Raw genomic sequence first — 17,355 nt, 5'->3', positions numbered from 1 at the left:
TTTGATCATCTTGGTGCTGCTCGTCGTGCTGCTGTTCGGGGCCAAGCGGCTTCCCGATGCGGCGCGGTCGATCGGCAAGTCCATGAAGATCTTCAAGGCCGAGACCAAGGACCTCGCGGGCGACAAGAGCGCCTCGCACGAGGACGCCGAGCCGGTCGAGACGAAGCAGATCCCGGCCACGCCCGCTCCGGCGACCCCGAGTGCCGCGACCGACCAGCAGGTCGCGGACCTCCAGCGGCAGCTCGACGAGCTGAAGAAGCAGCAGGCCGCCGACCAGCCGCAGAAGAACGCGAGCTGACGGCCTCGCGCCACCCGGTCCCTGGTCCACGGAGCGCGCCGGCCCGGCGCGCTCCGGCGGACACCGACGAGAACGGAACATCCCGTGGCGGAACCCGCCTCCGGTAACGGCACCAGCCGCCGGTCGAAGCGGCGCAAGCGCAGCCGTCGCACCAACCCCGACGGCACGATGACGCTCATCGAGCACATCTACGAGTTCCGCCGCCGGCTCGGCTTCGCGCTGCTCGCCGTCGTCGTCGGCGGCATCCTCGGCTTCTTCTGGTTCAGCACCAAGGTGGGGCCCATCCCGTCGCTCGGCGAGATCGTCAAGGACCCCTACTGCGCCATCCCGCCGGATCGGCGGCTCAACGGCCACCAGGGCTGCCAGCTGCTGCAGACCGTGCCGTTCGAAGCGTTCATGATCCAGCTGAAGGTCGGCCTCGCGGCCGGCGCCGTGCTGTTCTCGCCGGCGTGGCTGTACCAGGTCTGGGCGTTCATCGCGCCCGGGCTGTACTCCAAGGAACGCAAGTACGCGCTGACCTTCGTCGGGTTCGCGTCCGTGCTGTTCGCCGCCGGCGCGGTGCTGGCGTACATGCTGTTCCCGCACGCCCTGCAGCTGCTGATGGGCTTCGGCCAGGACGAGTTCGTCACGGCGCTGACCGCCGACAAGTACATCTCGTTCATGCTGTCGCTGCTGATCATCTTCGGGATCAGCTTCGAGCTCCCGCTGCTCGTGGTGATGCTCAACCGCGTCGGCGTGGTCAAGTACCGGCAGCTGAAGAAGTGGCGCCGCGGCATCGTGTTCGCGCTGTTCGTCTTCGCCGCCTTCGTCACCCCGGGTTCGGACCCGTTCTCGATGCTGGGCCTGGCCGGCGCGCTGACCGTGCTGTTCGAGCTGTCCATCCAGATCGCCCGCCTGCACGACCGCAAGAAGGACCGGGAGCGCGCGGACGAGGGCTGGGACCAGCTCGCCGACGACGAAGCCGCGCCGTTCGACTACACACCGAGCAAGATCGACGACGAGCCGTCCACGCCGACCGCGTCCGGCGGCCGCTCGAGCACCGACGACGTCACGTAGTGGGGATCCACGCCGCGCTCGCCGTCCACCCGGCCTCGGGGCACGGCGCGGCCGCCCGGATCGCGGACACCGTCGCCGAGCGGCTGCGCACCGCCGTCGACCGCCTCGACGTGCTGGTCGCCAACTCCGTCGAGGAGTCCCGCGAGCTGATGCGGACCTCCCACGACGCGGGCCTCGACGTCCTGATCGTGCTCGGCGGCGACGGCGCCGCCCACCAGGGCGTCCAGTTCTGCGCGAACCACGGCGTCGCGCTCGGCCTGGTCCCGGCGGGCACCGGGAACGACTTCGCCCGCGCCCTCGGCGTCCCCGGCGAGCCGCTGCCCGCGGTCGACGCCCTGGTGGCGGCGCTCCGGTCGGGTGCCCGGAGGCGCATCGACCTCGGCCGCGTGGGTGCCACGTGGTTCGCGACGGTGCTGTGCGCGGGCTTCGACGCCGGCGTCAACGAACGCGCCAACCGGATGCGCTGGCCGTCCGGTCCGCGCCGCTACGACGTCGCGATCCTCGCCGAGCTGGCGGCGTTCCGCCCCCGCCCGGTGGTGGTCGACACCGGCGTCGACCGCCTCGAGCTCGACGCGACCCTGGTGGCGGTCGGCAACACCCGCTTCTACGGCGGCGGCGTCCCGATCTGCCCGACGGCGGACCCGGAGGACGGCGTCTTCGACGTGACGGTGGTGGGGGACATGACCCGCCGCGGCCTGATCCGCATGCTGCCGGGCCTGCGCACGGGCAAGCACCTCACGCACCCCGCGGTCCGGACCCTGCGCGCCCGCTCGGTCTCGCTGACGGGCAACGACTGGCCGGCCTACGCCGACGGCGAGCCGCAGGGGAGCGTGCCGGTGACGGTCAGCTGCGTCCCGGGCGCGCTGACCGTCCTGGCCTAACGGTCGTAGCCGCCGGCCCGCGCGACCAGCTGCCGGAAGTGCGCCGGCGTCAGCAGCCGCTCGGCGCGGGCGTCCGCGAAGTACACACCCCCGCAGCGGTGACAGAACCAGCCCTGCTCCCACAGCTGCGTCGCGGCCGGAACCCCACGCCGCTGCCGCCGGTGGGCGCGGACCCGCCGGACGTACAGCCAGATCAGCACGCCGGTCGCGACGTAGATCGCCACCGCCGGCAGCGAGATCACCGCGATGCCCAGCGCCCGCGCCCCCGCCCCGCCCGGCGGCGGGTCGTCGAACGCCGAGAACGGCAGCAGCAGGAAACAGCTCCCGGCCATCGCCAGCACGATCACCGCCGCCAGCAGCCCGCCGCTGCGGCGCGGGGGAGGGAAGGGGTCCAGCGCGCGGGCGACCGCGGTGACGGAGACCCCGCTGACCTGGCTGCTCGTGTAGCCGAGCCCGTCGCCGGTGGGCACGGCGACCGCCGGGCCCTGGCCACGGAAGAAGGAGTGGCCGCCCTGGTAGACCGCGGGCACGTGCTGCACCTGGTCCACCAGCCCGCAGCTGGGGCACGGATCCGTCATGCAGCCTCCGACGTGGCCCACCCGGGGCCGGTTCCGCCGGATGATCGGTGTATAACGCCCTATACGGCATGGCGATGTTCGGGCTTGTAGCCGTCACTCGGCCGCAAGCCCGAAGAAGAACCCGCAAGGACGACCACCGCCGTCGGTCACGCCGCGTGCGGACCGTCAGGGGGATGTGAAACCCTGACGAGGTGGCCAGTAGCCCTTCTCAGTCCCCGGCCGAGGCCTATGCGGCCTCCTCGCGTCGAGGGAAGTACCCCCAGCTGACGCGCTTCGCCGCGGAAGCGTCCTTCGAGTTCGACGAGTTCCAGATCCGCGGGTGCGAGGCCCTCGAGGGCGGTCACGGCGTGCTCGTCTGCGCGCCGACCGGAGCCGGCAAGACGATCGTCGGCGAGTTCGCCGTGCACCTGGCGCTGGCCGAGGGCCGAAAGTGCTTCTACACCACGCCGATCAAGGCGCTGTCGAACCAGAAGTACGGCGACCTGGTGGCCCGGTACGGCCCGGATGCCGTCGGCCTGCTGACCGGGGACACCTCGATCAACGGCAACGCGCAGGTGGTCGTGATGACCACCGAGGTGCTGCGCAACATGCTCTACGCCGGCTCCTCGACGATCATCGACCTCGGCTACGTGGTCATGGACGAGGTCCACTACCTCGCCGACCGGTTCCGCGGGGCGGTGTGGGAAGAGGTGATCCTGCACCTGCCGGAGCACGTCCGCGTGGTCGGGCTGTCGGCCACGGTCAGCAACGCCGAGGAGTTCGGCGAGTGGCTGGTCGAGGTCCGCGGCGACACGACCGTCGTCGTCGACGAGCACCGGCCGGTACCGCTCTGGCAGCACATGCTCGTCGGGAACCGGCTGCTCGACCTGTTCGCCGGCGACGACGTCCACGCGCCGGGCGCCGAGCTGCGGATCAACCCGACCCTGCTGCGCCGCACCGAAGAGATCGGCCGCCAGTACGCGCCCGCCGGGCTCCGCGGGCCGCGCGGGCGCCGGGGCGCGCCGTCGCGGATGCCGCGGTTCCGGCCGCCGTCGCGGGTGGACGTCGTCGAGCAGCTGGACCGGGCGGGGCTGCTGCCGGCGATCGTGTTCATCTTCTCCCGGGCCGGGTGCGATGCCGCCGTGGGCCAGTGCGTGCGGTCGGGCCTGCGGCTCAACGGGCCGGGCGAGGTCGAGGAGATCCGCCGGATCATCGAGGAGCGCACGTCGGAGCTGCCCGAGGGCGACCTGGGCGTGCTTGGCTACTGGGAGTGGCGGGAGGCGCTGGAGCGCGGGATCGCCGGGCACCACGCCGGGTTGCTGCCGGCGTTCAAGGAGACCGTCGAAGAGCTGTTCGTCCGCGGTCTGGTGAAGGTCGTCTTCGCCACCGAGACGCTCGCGCTCGGGATCAACATGCCGGCCCGCACGGTCGTGCTCGAACGGCTGGTCAAGTACAACGGCGAGGCGCACGTCGACCTGACGCCGGGGGAGTACACCCAGCTGACCGGCCGGGCCGGGCGGCGCGGGATCGACGTCGAGGGGCACGCGGTCGTCGCGTGGCAGCCGGGGGTCGATCCGAAGCAGGTCGCCGGGCTGGCCTCGACGCGGACCTACCCGCTGCGGTCGTCGTTCCGGCCCGGCTACAACATGGCGGTGAACCTGGTCGCCCAGGTCGGTGCGGCGGAGGCCCGTGAGCTGCTGGAACAGTCGTTCGCGCAGTTCCAGGCCGACCGGTCGGTGGTCGGCACGGCGCGCCGGATCGAGCGGAACAAGGAAGCCCTCAAGGGGTATGCGGCCGCCATCACCGGCGACTTCGACGAGATGCTCGAGTACGTGGAGCTGCGGGCGAAGATCTCGACGCGGGAGAAGGCGTTGTCCCGGCAGAACACGGCGACCCGGCGGGCCGGGACCGCGGAGTCGCTGGAGAAGCTGCGCAAGGGTGACGTCATCGCGGTGCCGGCGGGCCGGCGGGCGGGGCTGGCGGTGGTCGTCGACCCGGGGCTCGACCCGATCCGCGAGCCGCGTCCGGTCGTGGTGACCGAGGACCGGTGGTCGGGTCCGTTGTCGGTGGCCGACTTCCCGGCGCCGGTCGAGGCGCTGGGACGGATCAAGCTGCCCAAGCACATCGAGCTGCGGTCGCCGAAGACGCGCCGGGACATCGCTTCGACGCTGCGCAACGCGGGGATTTCGCTGCCGGGCAGGCAGAAGCGGCGGTCCGGAGCGAACGAGGACGGTGAGCTGGCGGCGTTGCGGCGGGCGTTGCGGGCGCACCCGTGCCACGGGCTGGCCGAGCGCGAGGCGAACCTGCGCTGGGTCGAGCGGTACGAACGGCTGGCGGCGGAAACCCAGCAGCTGGAGCGGAAGGTCGCGGCGACGACGCACTCGCTGGCGCGGGCGTTCGACCGGATCCTGGCGCTGCTCGGCGAACGCGGGTACCTCGGGCCGGAGTCGGCGGGTGACGGCGAGGACCGCGTCACCGAGCACGGCCGGCGCCTGACCCGGCTCTACAGCGAGTCCGATCTGCTGGCCGCGGAGTGCATCCGGCACGGCGTGTGGCGCGGGCTCGGTCCGGCCGAGCTGGCCGCGGTCGTTTCGACGCTGGTCTTCGAGGCTCGCCGGGACACCGCCGGGGAGCCGCGGCTGCCCGGCGGCGCGGTGCCGGAGGCGTGGCAGGAGACGGTGAAGCTGTGGGTGGACCTCACCGAGGACGAGCGGCGGCACCGGCTCGACCGCACCCGGGAGCCGGACGCGGGGTTCGCGTGGCCGGTCTACCGCTGGGCGCGCGGCGAGTCGCTGGAGAAGGTGCTCACGGCGGCCGAGGCCAACGGGCAGGAGCTGTCGGCGGGTGACTTCGTGCGCTGGTCGCGTCAGGTCATCGACCTGCTCGACCAGATCCGCGACGTGCTCGGCAAGGGCGATCCGGTGGGTGCGGCGGCGGCCGAGGCGGTGAAGGCGCTGCGGCGGGGGGTCGTCGCCGCGGGCGCCGCGTGAACTCCGTGTTAGGCCTGCTCGCCGGTGGGGCGGGCGGAGGGCGTGGACACGTGTGCTCGGCTCCGACCTGTGGTTGGATCGCCTGCAAGACCGTGTGTACGCGGCTTTACGGCGGTTTCGGGGTGGACAGCGAGATGAGCGAAGCAGGCGGAGGCAGACGATGAGCACGCCGTATGGCGGCAACGACCCACAGCAGCCCCAGTACGGGCAGCAGCCGGGCGGCGCGTACCCGCCGAGCGGCCCGCAGGAGCAGCCGCAGTGGGGGCAGCAGCCGCCTTCGTACGACCCGAACCAGCAGCAGTGGGGTGGTCAGCCGCAGCAGCCCCAGCAGCCGTCGCCGTACGGCCAGCAGCCGGGTGGGTACACGCCGCCGCAGCAGCCGCAGTGGGGCCAGCAGCCGCCGCCCTACGGGCAGCAGCCCGGCGGCGGGTATCCGCCGAGCGGCCCGCAGGCGCAGCCGCAGTACGGGCAGCAGCCCGGCGGGGCGTACCCGCAGAGCGGCCCGCAGCAGCAGCCTCAGTACGGACAGCAGCCGCCGCAGGGCCAGTACGACTACGGCCAGCAGCAGTTCCCCGGCCAGGGTGCACCGGAGGGGGAGCAGCCGGCGAAGTCCAAGAAGGGCCTGCTGATCGGCATCGTCGCGCTGGTCGTGGTGGTGGCCGTGGTCGGCATCCTCGGGTTCGTGGCGCCCGGGTTCTTCAAGACGCAGGTCTTCAACAACACGCAGATGCAGACCGACGTGCAGAAGCTGCTCACCGAGACCTACAAGATCGACGGCGTCACCGGGGTGACCTGCCCGGCCGAGCAGAAGGTCGAGGACGGGGCGAAGTTCGAGTGCACCGCGACGATCGCGGGCAAGCCGCAGCAGATCCCGATCACGGTGAAGGGTGACGGCGGGAACTACGAGGTTTCCCCGCCCGCCACGAAGTAGCTGTGTGCACGAGGTCCGGTCGCCGCAGAATTGCGGTGGCCGGACCTCGTCGTTTCCGGAGATGATCCGGGGATGAGCGACTTCGAGATCCGGACGCTGGACCCCGGTGAGCACCGCGCGGCGAGCAACCTCTTCCGCGCGAGCCTGCACGTGCCGCCGAGCGACGACACGGACTGGGAGCACGCGTCCCGCGTGTTCCAGCCCGGCGGGACGATCGGCGCGTTCGACCCGGACCTGATCGGCACGGCCCGCTCGTTCGACGCCGAGTTGACGGTTCCCGGGGGTGCGCGGCGGCCGATGGCGGGGGTCACCGGGGTCGCGGTGCGGGCCGACCGGACCCGCCGGGGTGTGCTCCGGGCGATGATGGCCGCGCAGCTCGAGGACTTCGCCGGGCGTGGTGTCGTGTTCGCGAGCCTGCTCGCGTCCGAGGCGCCGATCTACGGCCGGTTCGGCTACGGGCTGGCCACGCGGTACCGCACCTACTCCGTCGACCGGCACCGCGCGCGGTTGCACCCCGATGCGCCGGCGACCGGCGAGGTGCAGCTGCTGGAGCTGGACGAGGCGCTGAAGGTGCTTCCGGGCGTCTACGACAGCCTGCCGCGCCGTCCCGGGGCGATGTCCCGGCCGGAGGTGCTGTGGCGGCTGTACGAGGGCCAGGCGCGCCGCAACCCCCAGCCGGTCAAGGCGGCCGTGCACCACGGGCCGGACGGGCCCGACGGCTTCGCCACCTACTTCGTCGACGGTCTGCAGGCGCACCCGTGGACGAAGAGCCTGCACCTGGTGGACCTGTTCCCGGGTACGCCGGCCGCGTTCGCCGGGCTGTGGCGGTTCCTGCTGGGCATCGACCTGGTCGACCGGATCGTCGCGGAGGCGCGTCCGCTCGACGAGCCGATCGAGCTGATCCTCGCCGACCACCGCCGCAGCACCGTCGAACGGATCGGCGACGAGCACTGGGTCCGGCTCGTCGACGTCCCGGCGGCGTTGGCCGCCCGCGAGTACGGGACCGCCGCGCCGGTCGTCGTCGAGGTGGCCGATCCGCTGCTGCCCGGCAACAGCGGCAGGTACCGGATCACTGCCGGCGGTGCCGAGCGCACCGGCGAGCCGGCCGGGCTTCGTCTCGACGTCACGACTCTCGCGATGGTCCACTTCGGCACGTGGCGGCCGTCCGCGCTGGCCGATGCGGGCCGGATCGAGGTCCGTGACCCGGAAGCCGCGGCGAACGCCGACGTGCTGTTCGGGACACGGGTGGCGGCGTGGAGCGGCACGCACTTCTGAGCCGGCGGCTGAAATCGGGATGCCTCGGCCGGGGCCGGACGGCAGGATCGGCGCCATGACCGACTTCGACGTCCGGCCCGTGGCCGAGGATGAGCGCCGCGCCACGTTCGACCTGCTGGGCCGCTCGCTGCACAGCGACCGGATCAGCGACGAGTCCTGGGCGCGGTACGGGGATTCGTGGCCCGCGGCGCACAAGTTCGGCGCGTTCGACGGCCACACGCCGATCGGGATCGCCAGTGCCTTCGACACCGAGATCGCGGTCCCCGGCGGCGCCGTCCTGCCGCTGGGTGCGGTCGACGGCGTCGGTGTCCGCGCCGACCGCACCCGCCGCGGCGTCCTCACCGCGATGATGGCGGCACAGCTGGAGGACTTCGCCGCGCGCGGGATCCCCCTGGCCGCCCTGCACGCCAGTGAACCCACCATCTACGGCCGGTTCGGCTACGGCTCGGCCGCGCTGGGCAAGACGGTGTGGCTGCCGGTGCCCGCGTCCCGGCTCCACGAGCGCGTGCCGGTGGGCGGGGACGTCCGGATGCTCACGCCGGAGGAGGCCGTGAAGGAGATTCCCGCGCTGTACCGGCGGATCGGGCTGCACCGGGCCGGGATGATCGGCCGGCCCGCCGGGTGGTGGCCGATCGCGCACGACCGCATCGCCGGGCCGCACGGCAGCCACGTCGTGGTCGTCCACAGTGGACCTGACGGCGACGACGGGTTCGTCGTGTACGACACCGTGGACCGCCGCACCCTGGAGTCGCCCGACGAAGGGGCCGTGCTGAAGGTCCGCGAGCTGCACGCCGCGGACCCGGTCGCGCGGGCCGCGCTCTGGCGGTTCCTGCTGTCGGTCGACCTCGTCTCGGGGGTGCGGGCCCGCTACCGTCCGGTCGACGAGCCGCTGGCCCTGATGCTGGCCGACCACCGGCACGCCCGCACCACCGACATCGAGGACGACCTGTGGCTTCGGCCGGTCGACGTCGCCGCCGCGCTCGGCGCCCGGACGTACCGGGCGGCCGATCCGGTCGTGCTCGCGGTGACCGACCGGATGCTGCCGGCCAACACCGGGCACTACGAGGTCTCTCCCGGTGGCGCCCGCCGCACGGACGCCGCCGCGGACCTGGCGCTCGACGTCGACACCCTCGGCATGCTGTACCTGGGGCAGTGGAGTGCGACCGAGCTGGCGCAGGCCGGCCGTGTCGAGGTCCGCGACGCGGCCGCGGCCGCCCGTGCCGACGAGCTGTTCACCACCCTCGCCGCGCCGTGGTGCGGCACGTTCTTCTAGGCGCCGGGGAGGGCCTTGAGGAGCCGCTCGACGGAGTTGCCGAGGTTCCACCGCTCGGCCAGCTCGGCGACGCGGTCCGGGTCGGCGGGTGTCGCGGGCACGGTGTCGGGGCGGGACTGCTCCACCGGCGCGTCGACGGCGACCCGGACCACGGTCGGCGCGACGGCGAGGTAGTCGGCGGCGTCGGCGAGCCGCAGCCGTGTCTTGAGGGGGACGCGGGGATCGCTCGCGGCCGACGCTTCGAGGAGGGCGTCGAGCGAGCCGAACTGCGTGATCAGCTTGGCCGCGGTCTTCTCGCCGATGCCGGCGACGCCGGGGAGCCCGTCGGACGGGTCGCCGCGCATCATGGACATGTCCGCGTACGCCGGTCCGGCGGTCTCGCGGGGGAGGCTGTAGCGCTCGGCGATCTCGGCCGGCCCGAGCACCTCGGCCTTGGCCCAGCCCTTGCCGACGTAGATGACCGACGTGGGCGTCGGCTCGGTGCGCACCAGCTGGAACAGGTCCCGGTCGCCGGTGATCACCTCGACCGGGGCGTCCTTCTCGCGGGTGGCCAGCGCGCCGATGACGTCGTCGGCCTCGTAGCCGGCCGCCTCCGCCGTGGCGAACCCGAACGCCTCCAGGAGGTCCAGGATGATCGGGACCTGCGGGGTGAGCGTGTCGGGCACCTCTTCGACGTCGGGGCTGCCGCCGCCGGTCTCCTCGGCCACCCGGTGCGCCTTGTAGCTGGGCAGCAGGTCGGTGCGGAACTTCGGCCGCCAGTCGGCGTCGAGGCAGCAGACGAGCCGCGACGGGTGCCGGTCGGTGAGGATCCGCGCGATCGTGTCGGCGAACCCGCGCACCGCGTTGACCTGCGTGCCGTCGGCGGCGCGCATCGAGTCGGGCAGGGCGAAGAACGAACGGAAGTAGAGGCTCGCGGAGTCGAGCAGGGCAAGGGGTCCGGTCACCCGCTCAGCCTGCCACGCCCGGCCGTCGCGGGGGATGCGCCACGCACCCGCGGTGCGGAAGAAGAGCACCGGGGGAGAGGGAGGGAGCCGGGCGGGGCGCCGCCCGATCCGGCATGCCCGCAGGTGCGGCCGGGGGAGCGGTGCCGGACCGGCATGTCGTGGCCCCGGGCGAGCCGATCACCCGGGCCACCCGGCTAGGCTCGGCTTCATGTCGCGCCGTTCCCTCCACACGCCCGCCCCCGACGCCGCCGCACTCCGCGCCCGCCTGGACCGCGCCCGCGCCGCCGCGGCCGCCGCGGACACCGACGCCCTGTTGATCGCGCCCGGCTCCGACCTGCGCTACCTCATCGGCCAGGCCGGCGGCTCGTTCGAGCGCCTCACCACCCTCGTGATCCCGGCCGACGGCACTCCCGCGCTGGTCGTGCCGAAGCTGGAGGCACCCGGTTACGCCGACGTGCCGACCGACGAGCTCGGCGTCGAGCTGCTCACCTGGGTGGACGGCGTCGACCCGTACGAGCTCGTCGCGGACCGGCTCGGCAAGCCCGGCCGTGTCGCGGTCAGCGACTTCACCCCGGCGCTGCACGTGCTCGCCCTGCGGAGTGCGCTCGGTGCGGCCGAGCAGACCCTCGCCGGGCCAGTGGTGCGGGAGCTGCGGATGCGCAAGGACGCCGCGGAGGTCGCGTCGCTGCGGGACGCCGGCGCGGCCATCGACCGGGTGCACGCCCGGGTCCACGAGTGGCTGCGGCCCGGCCGCACCGAGGCCGAGGTCGGCGCCGACATCGCCGCGGCCATCGTCGAGGAGGGCCACGTCCAGGCGGACTTCGTGATCGTCGGGTCCGGCCCGAACGGCGCGAGCCCGCACCACGACGTCTCCGACCGCGTCATCGAGAAGGGTGACGTCGTGGTCGTCGACATCGGCGGCCCGCTGCCGGCCGGCTACAACTCCGACTCCACCCGCACCTACGCGGTCGGCACGCCGCGTGACGCCGACGTGGCCGAGACGTACGCGGTGCTGCAGCGTGCCCAGGCCGCCGCGGTGGCCGCGGTGAAGCCGGGCGTCACCGCCGAGGCGATCGACGCGGCCGCCCGCGACGTCATCACCGAGGCAGGCTTCGGCGAGTACTTCATCCACCGCACCGGCCACGGCATCGGCCTGGACGTGCACGAAGAGCCGTACATCATCGCCGGCAACGCGCTGCCGCTGGAGCCGGGCATGGCCTTCAGCGTCGAGCCGGGCATCTACCAGCCGGGCCGGTGGGGCGCCCGCATCGAAGACATCGTGATCGTCACCGAAGACGGCGTCGAGTCCGTCAACAACCAGCCGCACGAGCTCGTCGTGCTGAACGCATGACGCTCGGCGGACTGGAACCGCTGGACCAGTCGATCGTCCAGGAACTCGCGGCCGACGGGCGGCGCAGCTTCACCGACCTCGCCGAACGGGTCGGGCTGTCGGTGTCGGCGGTGCACCAGCGGGTGCGCCGCCTCGAGCAGCGCGGGGTCATCCTCGGCTACACCGCGCGGCTCGACGGCGAGCAGATCGGGCTGCCGCTGACGGCGCTGATCTCGCTGACGCCGAACGACCCGGGGGCGCCGGACGACTACCCGCAGCGGATCCAGCACATCAAGGAGATCGAGTCGTGCTACTCCGTGGCCGGCGACGAGTCCTACATCCTGCTGGTGCGCGTCCAGTCGCCGCTGGCCCTGGAGGACCTGCTGCGCCGGATCCGGGAGGCTGCGAAGGTGTCGACGAGGACCACGGTGGTGCTCTCTACGCCGTTCGAGGGACGTTCGCCGACGTTCTGACCCCGGCGCCCCGCCCGGCGGCCGGGGCGCTGGTACGGTAAAAGGTATGGCAACACGTAAGGTGACTCTTTCGCTGGACAGCGGCGCGCTGGAATTCGCCGAACGCGCCGCGAAGGCACACGGGATTTCGGTCTCGTCCTGGCTGTCGAAGGCGGCCCGGCGCGAGGCGGTTCGCACGGGATACACCCCGCAGAAGCCGGAACCGGTCTTCGCGGAGTCGGACGAGGCCGAGCGCAGCGCGGCGGAAAAGGATCTGCGTGCGCAGGGGTGAAGTCTGGACGTACCACCCCCCGACCGAACCGGCCCGGCAGCGCACGGTGGTGCTGCTGTCCTCGGACGGGGTGAACGAGTCCGAGCGCCCCTGGCTGCTCGGCACCGAACTCCTGGAACGCGACCCGCAGGACATCCTCGGCGTGGCGATCGACGCCCGGTACTGGGTGTCGACGCTCAACCTGACCCGGCTCTACCGGCCGTGGTTCGACGAGCGCATCGCGGAGATCGACCTGGACGTCCAGGAGCGCATCGACATCGCGCTGCGAGCAGCTCTCGATCTCTGAATGTATAACGACCTATACCGTGGGTCCAGGTAGGAAAACAGCGGTCCGGTAAGCGCATATGTCACCCTCAAAGCCGCAAAAGACGAGGGGAGTCAGCGCGCCACGACCTCCGGGGCCGCGTGCAGCTTGCCGTCCGCGCCCGCGAGGCAGGACGCGTTGCCGTCGCGGGCGGCGATGAACTCCGTCAGGCAGTTCGCGATCGCCGCGTGGCCGGCCGCGTTGGGGTGGAACGACTCCTGCAGCGCGTGGCCCGCCCGGTCGGCCTGGCCGAGGTCCGCCAGCTGGAGCGTCAGCCGCGTGAACCACTCCGTCGCCGGGTTGGCGCCGCCGCTGCACGCCTCGTGCTTGACCCCTGCCTTCGCCAGGTCCAGGAACCGCGCGCCGGTCTGCTGGGCGGCCGACTTGAGGCCCGCCGACAGCACGCCGATCCCGGTCTGGGAGATCCACCGCAGGTCCTCGACGCGGAACGGGCAGCCGTTGAGGCTGCGCAGGTCCTCCGGCAGGTCCGGTCCGATCGGGGCGGCGTAGGACTGCAGGATCAGCTGGTAGTCCGCCGGGACGTACCCGGCGGAAGCCAGCACCTTCTTGACGTCCGACACGGCGGTGGCGACCTTCGGCACCATTGCGTCCACTTTGGACTGCCAGGTCTGCTTCAGTGCGGTGCTGCAGGGTGGGCCGCCGACGTTGAACCACGCCTTGAAGCAGTCGGTCACCTGGTTGGAGAACTTCGGCTCGTCGTTGGCGCCGACGGCGATGACCACCGCGGCGACGCGGTGGTCCTTGACCAGCGCGGCCAGCTGCTGCGCCTGTGAAGGCTCGGTCCACTGCTTGACGTCGCCGAGCGCGACCTGTTCGGCGGGTGCGCCGGAGCAGCCGAGGTTGACGTGCGCGGTGATGCCGGGGATGGCGATCTTGTCCACGAAGGCGTTGGGGGAGCGGTGGCACCAGTTGCCGCCCTGGCCGTTGGTGGTGGCGGTGTACTGGCCGGCGCCTTCGCCGGAGACAGTGCTGTCTCCCATCGCGACGACGGTGAGCGGCCCGGTGCCCGGTGGGCCCTGCCGTGGCTGGGGTTGCCCGAGTTTGCTTTCGGAGCCGAAGAAGACGAACAAGCCGGCCAGCAGGACCACGCACGCGAGGACCAGTGCCCCCCAGTACCACCGAAGACGTCGCATCGTCGTCGAGTCTACGGATCAGTGATCGGGCGGGGGTGCGTCACCGGTCACGCCGAGCGCGCGATGGTGTGGCGGGGGACCAGTTCGACCGGCAGCTCGCGGACGCCGAAGATCATCGGTGAGGGGTAGCCGACCTGGACGCCGTCGCGGACGCGGATGTCGGCGAAGCGGTCCAGCAGCTGTTCGAACACCACTCGTCCTTCGAGCCTGGCCAGCGGGGCGCCGAGGCAGAAGTGGACGCCGCCGCCGAAGGCGAGGTTGGTTTGCTTGCGGGGGCGTGGGTCGAATTCGGCCGGGCGCGTGTGGTGGCGGGGGTCGCGGTTGGCGCCGAGTACCCAGGGGGTGACCATGGATTTGGCGGGGATGGTGACGCCGCCGAGTTCGACGTCGGTCGTGCTGATCCGCAGCAGGCGCATGATCGGCGGGCGGTGACGGGTGACCTCTTCGAGGAGGCTGGGTACCAGACTGGGGTCGCGGCGGACCGCGGCGGCGGCTTCGGGGAACTCGTGCAGGGACAGCACGGTGTTGCCGAGCATCATGGTGGTGGTGATGTGGCCGGCGGCCAGCAGCAGGGAGGCGAAGTTGAGCACCTCGTGGTCGGCGAGGTGTTCGCCGTCGACTTCGGCGTGGGCGAGGGCGCTGAAGAGGTCGTCTTCGGGAGTGCGGCGGCGTTGGGCGAGCAGGGCGGAGAGGTAGTTCTCCATGACTTCGGTCAGCGAGGTGCCGTCTTCTTGGGGGCCGCCGCCGGCGAGCAGGGCGTCGGCCCAGCCGCGGTAGAGGGTGCGGTCCTCGGGTGGGATGCCGATCAGGTCGCCGATGACCACGACGGGTAGTGCGTAGGCGAGGTCCCGGATGAGGTCGGGGTCGTCCCGTTCGGCCATTTCGGTGATGAGGGTGTCGGTGGCGGTCACGATCCGCGGTTCGAGGTCGGCGACGACTTTCGGGGTGAAGGCTTTGCTGACGAGTTTCCGGAGGCGGTGGTGGACCGGCGGGTCGACGGCGGCCATATTGCCGCGGACGGCTTCGGCGGTGTCCGGGAGCAGCAATCCCGGGTCGGAGGAGAATGTCTGGTGATCGGTGAAAATGCGGCGGACGTCGGCGTGCCGGAATACGTGCCAGGTGTCGTCGTCGTCCTCGATGACCGGGTGGTTCTCGCGCATCTCGTCGACCCACGCGAACAGCGCGGCGCCGCCGTCTTCCAGTGAGGGTGGGCGGACTTCGGGCGAGTTCATCCCGCGGCTCCTTCGCTGAAACCGATTTCCCCAGAACGAAGCAATTCATTCGTTGACATTGCACAGGCTATTGGCGTTGCCGGTTGGGCGTCAACAAGAAAAGGTGAGGATGCTCGTCAACCAAATGGGCTTGTCGATCAACTTTCGATGTGAACCCGGCGAGAGCGGGCATCCCACGCGATTCCGGCGAGGCGCTAGCCCGCTTCGGTCAGGTCGGTGGTCGCCGCCAGTTCGGCGGCGACGTCCGCGATCACCGGGACCGCCGGGTTGTCGTGGCCGGGTACCCACACCAGTTCGGTCCGGGCGACGTCGTCCTCGAGGGGCACGAACGCCACGCCGCTGCGCCGCAGGCTGTGCGACGAGCGGGTCAGCCTCGTGACGCCGACCCCGGCCGCGACGAGACCCAGGAGTCCCTGCACGGTGGCGGCTCGCTGGACGACGCGCGGGGTGAAGCCGGCGGCGGCGAAGTCGGCGTCGTAGCTGCGGTGCCAGGGTTCCCAGCTGCTGCGCGGGGTCAGGACCCACGGTTCCCCGGCCAGGTCCGCCAGCTTGAGCGATGTGCGCCCGGCCAGCGGGTGGTCGGCCGGGAGGACGGCGCACACTTCTTCGGTCAGCAATGTGCGGGACGTCAGTCCTTCGACCAGGGGCGGCCGGGTGAACGCGAGGTCGAAGCGGCGTTCGCGCAGGCCGTCGACGAGTTCGGCGATCGAGGCTTCGGCCGTCGTGACCGTGAGGTCGGGGAACCGTTCGCGGACGGCGCGGACGATCGGCGGCAGCAGGTAGTTCGCCGTGGTGGTGAGGAACGCGAGGCGCACGGTGCCGATTTCGCCGCGTACGGCCCGCCCGAGCGTCGCGACGGCTTCGTCGGCGCGGGCCAGGACCGCGCGGGCTTCCGGCAGGAAGAGCTCGCCGACGGCGGTGAGGCGGGTCCCGCGCGCGTCGCGGTCGAACAGCCGCGCGCCCAGGCTTCGTTCGAGGACGGTGATCTGCTGGGAGAGCGACTGTTGGGCGATGTGCAGGCCGGCGGCGGCGCGCGTGAAGCTGGTTTCGTCGGCGACGGCGACGAAGTAGCGAAGCTGGCGCAACTTGGGGGTCACAGGCTCGGACTGTAGCCCCGGCAGGAGATCGGTGTTGGCGGTGCGGTGGTGATCGTCCCCAGGATGGCGGGGAGGAAACCACTGGGAGGAACGCGAAGATGACGAACACCGACGGCCGCGTCTGGCTGGTCACCGGCTGCTCGGCCGGGTTCGGCCGGGAGATCGCGCTGGCCGCGCTGGCCGCGGGTGACCGGGTGCTGGCCACCGCGCGGCGCCCGGAGACCCTGGCCGACCTGCGGGATCGTGGCGGGGACCGGGTCCGGACGGCGGCGCTGGACGTCACCGATGCCGGTCAGGTCGACGCGGCGGTGAAGACCGCGCTCGAGGAGTTCGGCCGGATCGACGTGGTGGTCAACAACGCCGGCAACGGCTCGGTCGGCGCGGTCGAGGAGCTGACGCTGGAGGAGCTGCGCGCGCTGATGGAGGTGATGTTCTTCGGGGCGGTGGCGGTGACGAAGGCGGTGCTGCCGCACCTGCGGGCGCAGGGTGGTGGCACGGTGGTGCAGATCAGCTCGATGGGTGGGCAGCTGTCGATGCCCGGGTTCGGTGCCTACAGCGCGGCGAAGTACGCGCTGGAAGGCCTGTCCGAGGCGCTCGCCGAAGAGGTGAAGCCGTTCGGGGTGCAGGTGCTGATCGTGGAGCCGGGTGCGTTCCGCACGGAGTTCGGCGGCGACCGGATGCACCGCTCCCGCACGATCGACGCCTACGCGGTGTCGACGTCGGGGACGCGGGACGCGGTCGAGTCGATGGACGGCACCCAGCCGGGCGACCCGGCCAAGGCGGCCGCGGCGATCGTGCGGGCGGTCGGCAGTGCCGACGCGCCGCTGCACCTCGCGCTGGGCGCGGACGCCGTGGAGGCGATCCGCGCTCAGCACCGGGCGCTGGCGGCGGACCTGGCCGCCTGGGAGGAGGTCAGCCGGGCGACCGCGCTGGACTAGGCGGGGTCCTGCAGGAGGCCGAGGACGTTGCCGTCGGCGTCGGTGAAGGTCGCGACCAAGCGGCCGTTGCCGACGTCCTTCGGCTCGTCCTTGACCTTCGCGCCCGCGGCGGTGACCTCGGCGAGCTTCGCTGCGATGTCGCTGACGTGCCAGTAGCTCACCGGGCCGGTCATGCCCTGCTGCTGCGCGCCGTTGGGCACCAAGCCGATGTGCTGGCCCTCGGTGTCGTAGCCGACGTAGTAGGGCGCGTCGGCCTGGGGTTCGATGCCGAGCAGGGCGGTGTAGACGGCCTTGGCGGCGGTCAGGTCGGTGACGGGGTGGAGAACGGTCTTGATCCCCTGGGTGCTCATC

General features: G+C 72.1%; 18 protein-coding genes. 12 read left to right on the top strand and 6 right to left on the bottom strand.

Features of this window, described 5'->3' with window-relative positions:
- Nucleotide 1: 1 nt before the first annotated feature.
- The 3 genes from tatA to QRX60_RS38415 all read left to right on the top strand — a co-directional run bounded on the left by tatA (nucleotide 2) and on the right by QRX60_RS38415 (nucleotide 2,235).
- On the top strand, nucleotides 2-298 hold the full coding sequence (gene tatA / locus QRX60_RS38425) for a Sec-independent protein translocase subunit TatA (protein ID WP_408630165.1): 297 nt from the start codon (nucleotides 2-4) through the stop codon (nucleotides 296-298).
- Nucleotides 299-382: 84 nt separating this feature from the next.
- Nucleotides 383-1,354, top strand: coding sequence for a twin-arginine translocase subunit TatC (gene tatC / locus QRX60_RS38420; protein ID WP_285996365.1), 972 nt, complete (start codon nucleotides 383-385; stop codon nucleotides 1,352-1,354).
- On the top strand, nucleotides 1,354-2,235 hold the full coding sequence (locus QRX60_RS38415) for a diacylglycerol/lipid kinase family protein (RefSeq protein WP_285996364.1): 882 nt from the start codon (nucleotides 1,354-1,356) through the stop codon (nucleotides 2,233-2,235). The genes tatC and QRX60_RS38415 overlap by 1 nt, the downstream gene beginning before the upstream one ends.
- On the opposite strand, the gene QRX60_RS38410 is transcribed toward QRX60_RS38415, so the two are convergent.
- The gene (locus tag QRX60_RS38410; RefSeq protein ID WP_285996363.1) at nucleotides 2,232-2,813 is read right to left on the bottom strand and encodes a hypothetical protein; all 582 of its coding nucleotides are present in this window, start codon (nucleotides 2,811-2,813) and stop codon (nucleotides 2,232-2,234) included. The two genes, QRX60_RS38415 and QRX60_RS38410, sit on opposite strands and share 4 nt — an antisense overlap.
- 191 nt (nucleotides 2,814-3,004) lie before the next feature.
- On the opposite strand from QRX60_RS38410, the gene QRX60_RS38405 reads away from it, so the two are divergent.
- From QRX60_RS38405 to QRX60_RS38390, 4 genes are all read left to right on the top strand, one after another.
- The gene (locus tag QRX60_RS38405) at nucleotides 3,005-5,782 is read left to right on the top strand and encodes a DEAD/DEAH box helicase (protein WP_285996362.1); all 2,778 of its coding nucleotides are present in this window, start codon (nucleotides 3,005-3,007) and stop codon (nucleotides 5,780-5,782) included.
- 160 nt (nucleotides 5,783-5,942) lie between these two features.
- Entirely contained in the window at nucleotides 5,943-6,713 is a 771-nt protein-coding gene (locus tag QRX60_RS38400) for a DUF4333 domain-containing protein (RefSeq protein ID WP_285996361.1), read from the top strand.
- A 72-nt stretch (nucleotides 6,714-6,785) separates the two neighbouring features.
- On the top strand, nucleotides 6,786-7,988 hold the full coding sequence (locus tag QRX60_RS38395; RefSeq protein ID WP_285996360.1) for a GNAT family N-acetyltransferase: 1,203 nt from the start codon (nucleotides 6,786-6,788) through the stop codon (nucleotides 7,986-7,988).
- 55 nt (nucleotides 7,989-8,043) lie between these two features.
- On the top strand, nucleotides 8,044-9,261 hold the full coding sequence (locus QRX60_RS38390; protein ID WP_285996359.1) for a GNAT family N-acetyltransferase: 1,218 nt from the start codon (nucleotides 8,044-8,046) through the stop codon (nucleotides 9,259-9,261).
- Here the strand turns inward: QRX60_RS38390 and QRX60_RS38385 are convergent.
- A complete protein-coding gene (locus tag QRX60_RS38385; RefSeq protein WP_285996358.1) occupies nucleotides 9,258-10,205 on the bottom strand; it encodes a 5'-3' exonuclease in 948 nt (315 codons plus the stop codon). The genes QRX60_RS38390 and QRX60_RS38385 overlap by 4 nt on opposite strands.
- A 208-nt stretch (nucleotides 10,206-10,413) precedes the next feature.
- Here QRX60_RS38385 and QRX60_RS38380 point away from each other — a divergent pair, with 208 nt between their 5' ends.
- Genes QRX60_RS38380 through QRX60_RS38365 form a run of 4 tightly spaced genes read left to right on the top strand, consistent with a single transcriptional unit; the run spans nucleotide 10,414 to nucleotide 12,565 of the window.
- A complete protein-coding gene (locus QRX60_RS38380) occupies nucleotides 10,414-11,556 on the top strand; it encodes a M24 family metallopeptidase (protein WP_285996357.1) in 1,143 nt (380 codons plus the stop codon).
- Nucleotides 11,553-12,008, top strand: coding sequence for an Lrp/AsnC family transcriptional regulator (locus QRX60_RS38375; protein ID WP_285996356.1), 456 nt, complete (start codon nucleotides 11,553-11,555; stop codon nucleotides 12,006-12,008). Before QRX60_RS38380 ends, QRX60_RS38375 begins: the two co-directional genes overlap by 4 nt.
- A 46-nt stretch (nucleotides 12,009-12,054) precedes the next feature.
- A complete protein-coding gene (locus QRX60_RS38370) occupies nucleotides 12,055-12,279 on the top strand; it encodes a hypothetical protein (RefSeq protein WP_285996355.1) in 225 nt (74 codons plus the stop codon).
- Entirely contained in the window at nucleotides 12,266-12,565 is a 300-nt protein-coding gene (locus tag QRX60_RS38365; protein ID WP_247023286.1) for a hypothetical protein, read from the top strand. The genes QRX60_RS38370 and QRX60_RS38365 overlap by 14 nt, the downstream gene beginning before the upstream one ends.
- A 92-nt stretch (nucleotides 12,566-12,657) precedes the next feature.
- On the opposite strand, the gene QRX60_RS38360 is transcribed toward QRX60_RS38365, so the two are convergent.
- The 3 genes from QRX60_RS38360 to QRX60_RS38350 all read right to left on the bottom strand — a co-directional run bounded on the left by QRX60_RS38360 (nucleotide 12,658) and on the right by QRX60_RS38350 (nucleotide 16,066).
- Nucleotides 12,658-13,737 carry a GDSL-type esterase/lipase family protein gene (locus QRX60_RS38360; RefSeq protein WP_285996354.1) on the bottom strand — a complete coding sequence of 360 codons (1,080 nt, stop codon included), beginning with the start codon at nucleotides 13,735-13,737 and terminating at the stop codon, nucleotides 12,658-12,660.
- A gap of 47 nt (nucleotides 13,738-13,784) precedes the next feature.
- Nucleotides 13,785-14,969, bottom strand: coding sequence for a cytochrome P450 (locus QRX60_RS38355; RefSeq protein WP_285996353.1), 1,185 nt, complete (start codon nucleotides 14,967-14,969; stop codon nucleotides 13,785-13,787).
- 194 nt (nucleotides 14,970-15,163) lie between these two features.
- The gene (locus QRX60_RS38350; protein WP_285996352.1) at nucleotides 15,164-16,066 is read right to left on the bottom strand and encodes a LysR family transcriptional regulator; all 903 of its coding nucleotides are present in this window, start codon (nucleotides 16,064-16,066) and stop codon (nucleotides 15,164-15,166) included.
- 98 nt (nucleotides 16,067-16,164) lie between these two features.
- Between QRX60_RS38350 and QRX60_RS38345 the strand changes: the two genes are divergently transcribed.
- On the top strand, nucleotides 16,165-17,004 hold the full coding sequence (locus QRX60_RS38345; protein WP_285996351.1) for an oxidoreductase: 840 nt from the start codon (nucleotides 16,165-16,167) through the stop codon (nucleotides 17,002-17,004).
- On the opposite strand, the gene QRX60_RS38340 is transcribed toward QRX60_RS38345, so the two are convergent.
- Entirely contained in the window at nucleotides 17,001-17,354 is a 354-nt protein-coding gene (locus tag QRX60_RS38340) for a VOC family protein (RefSeq protein WP_285996350.1), read from the bottom strand. The two genes, QRX60_RS38345 and QRX60_RS38340, sit on opposite strands and share 4 nt — an antisense overlap.
- Nucleotide 17,355: the final 1 nt, after the last annotated feature.

This window comes from Amycolatopsis mongoliensis (assembly GCF_030285665.1).
Classification (GTDB): domain Bacteria; phylum Actinomycetota; class Actinomycetes; order Mycobacteriales; family Pseudonocardiaceae; genus Amycolatopsis; species Amycolatopsis mongoliensis.
Note: the sequence above shows the minus strand (reverse complement) of the source record. Positions and strands in the feature narration are given on the sequence as shown.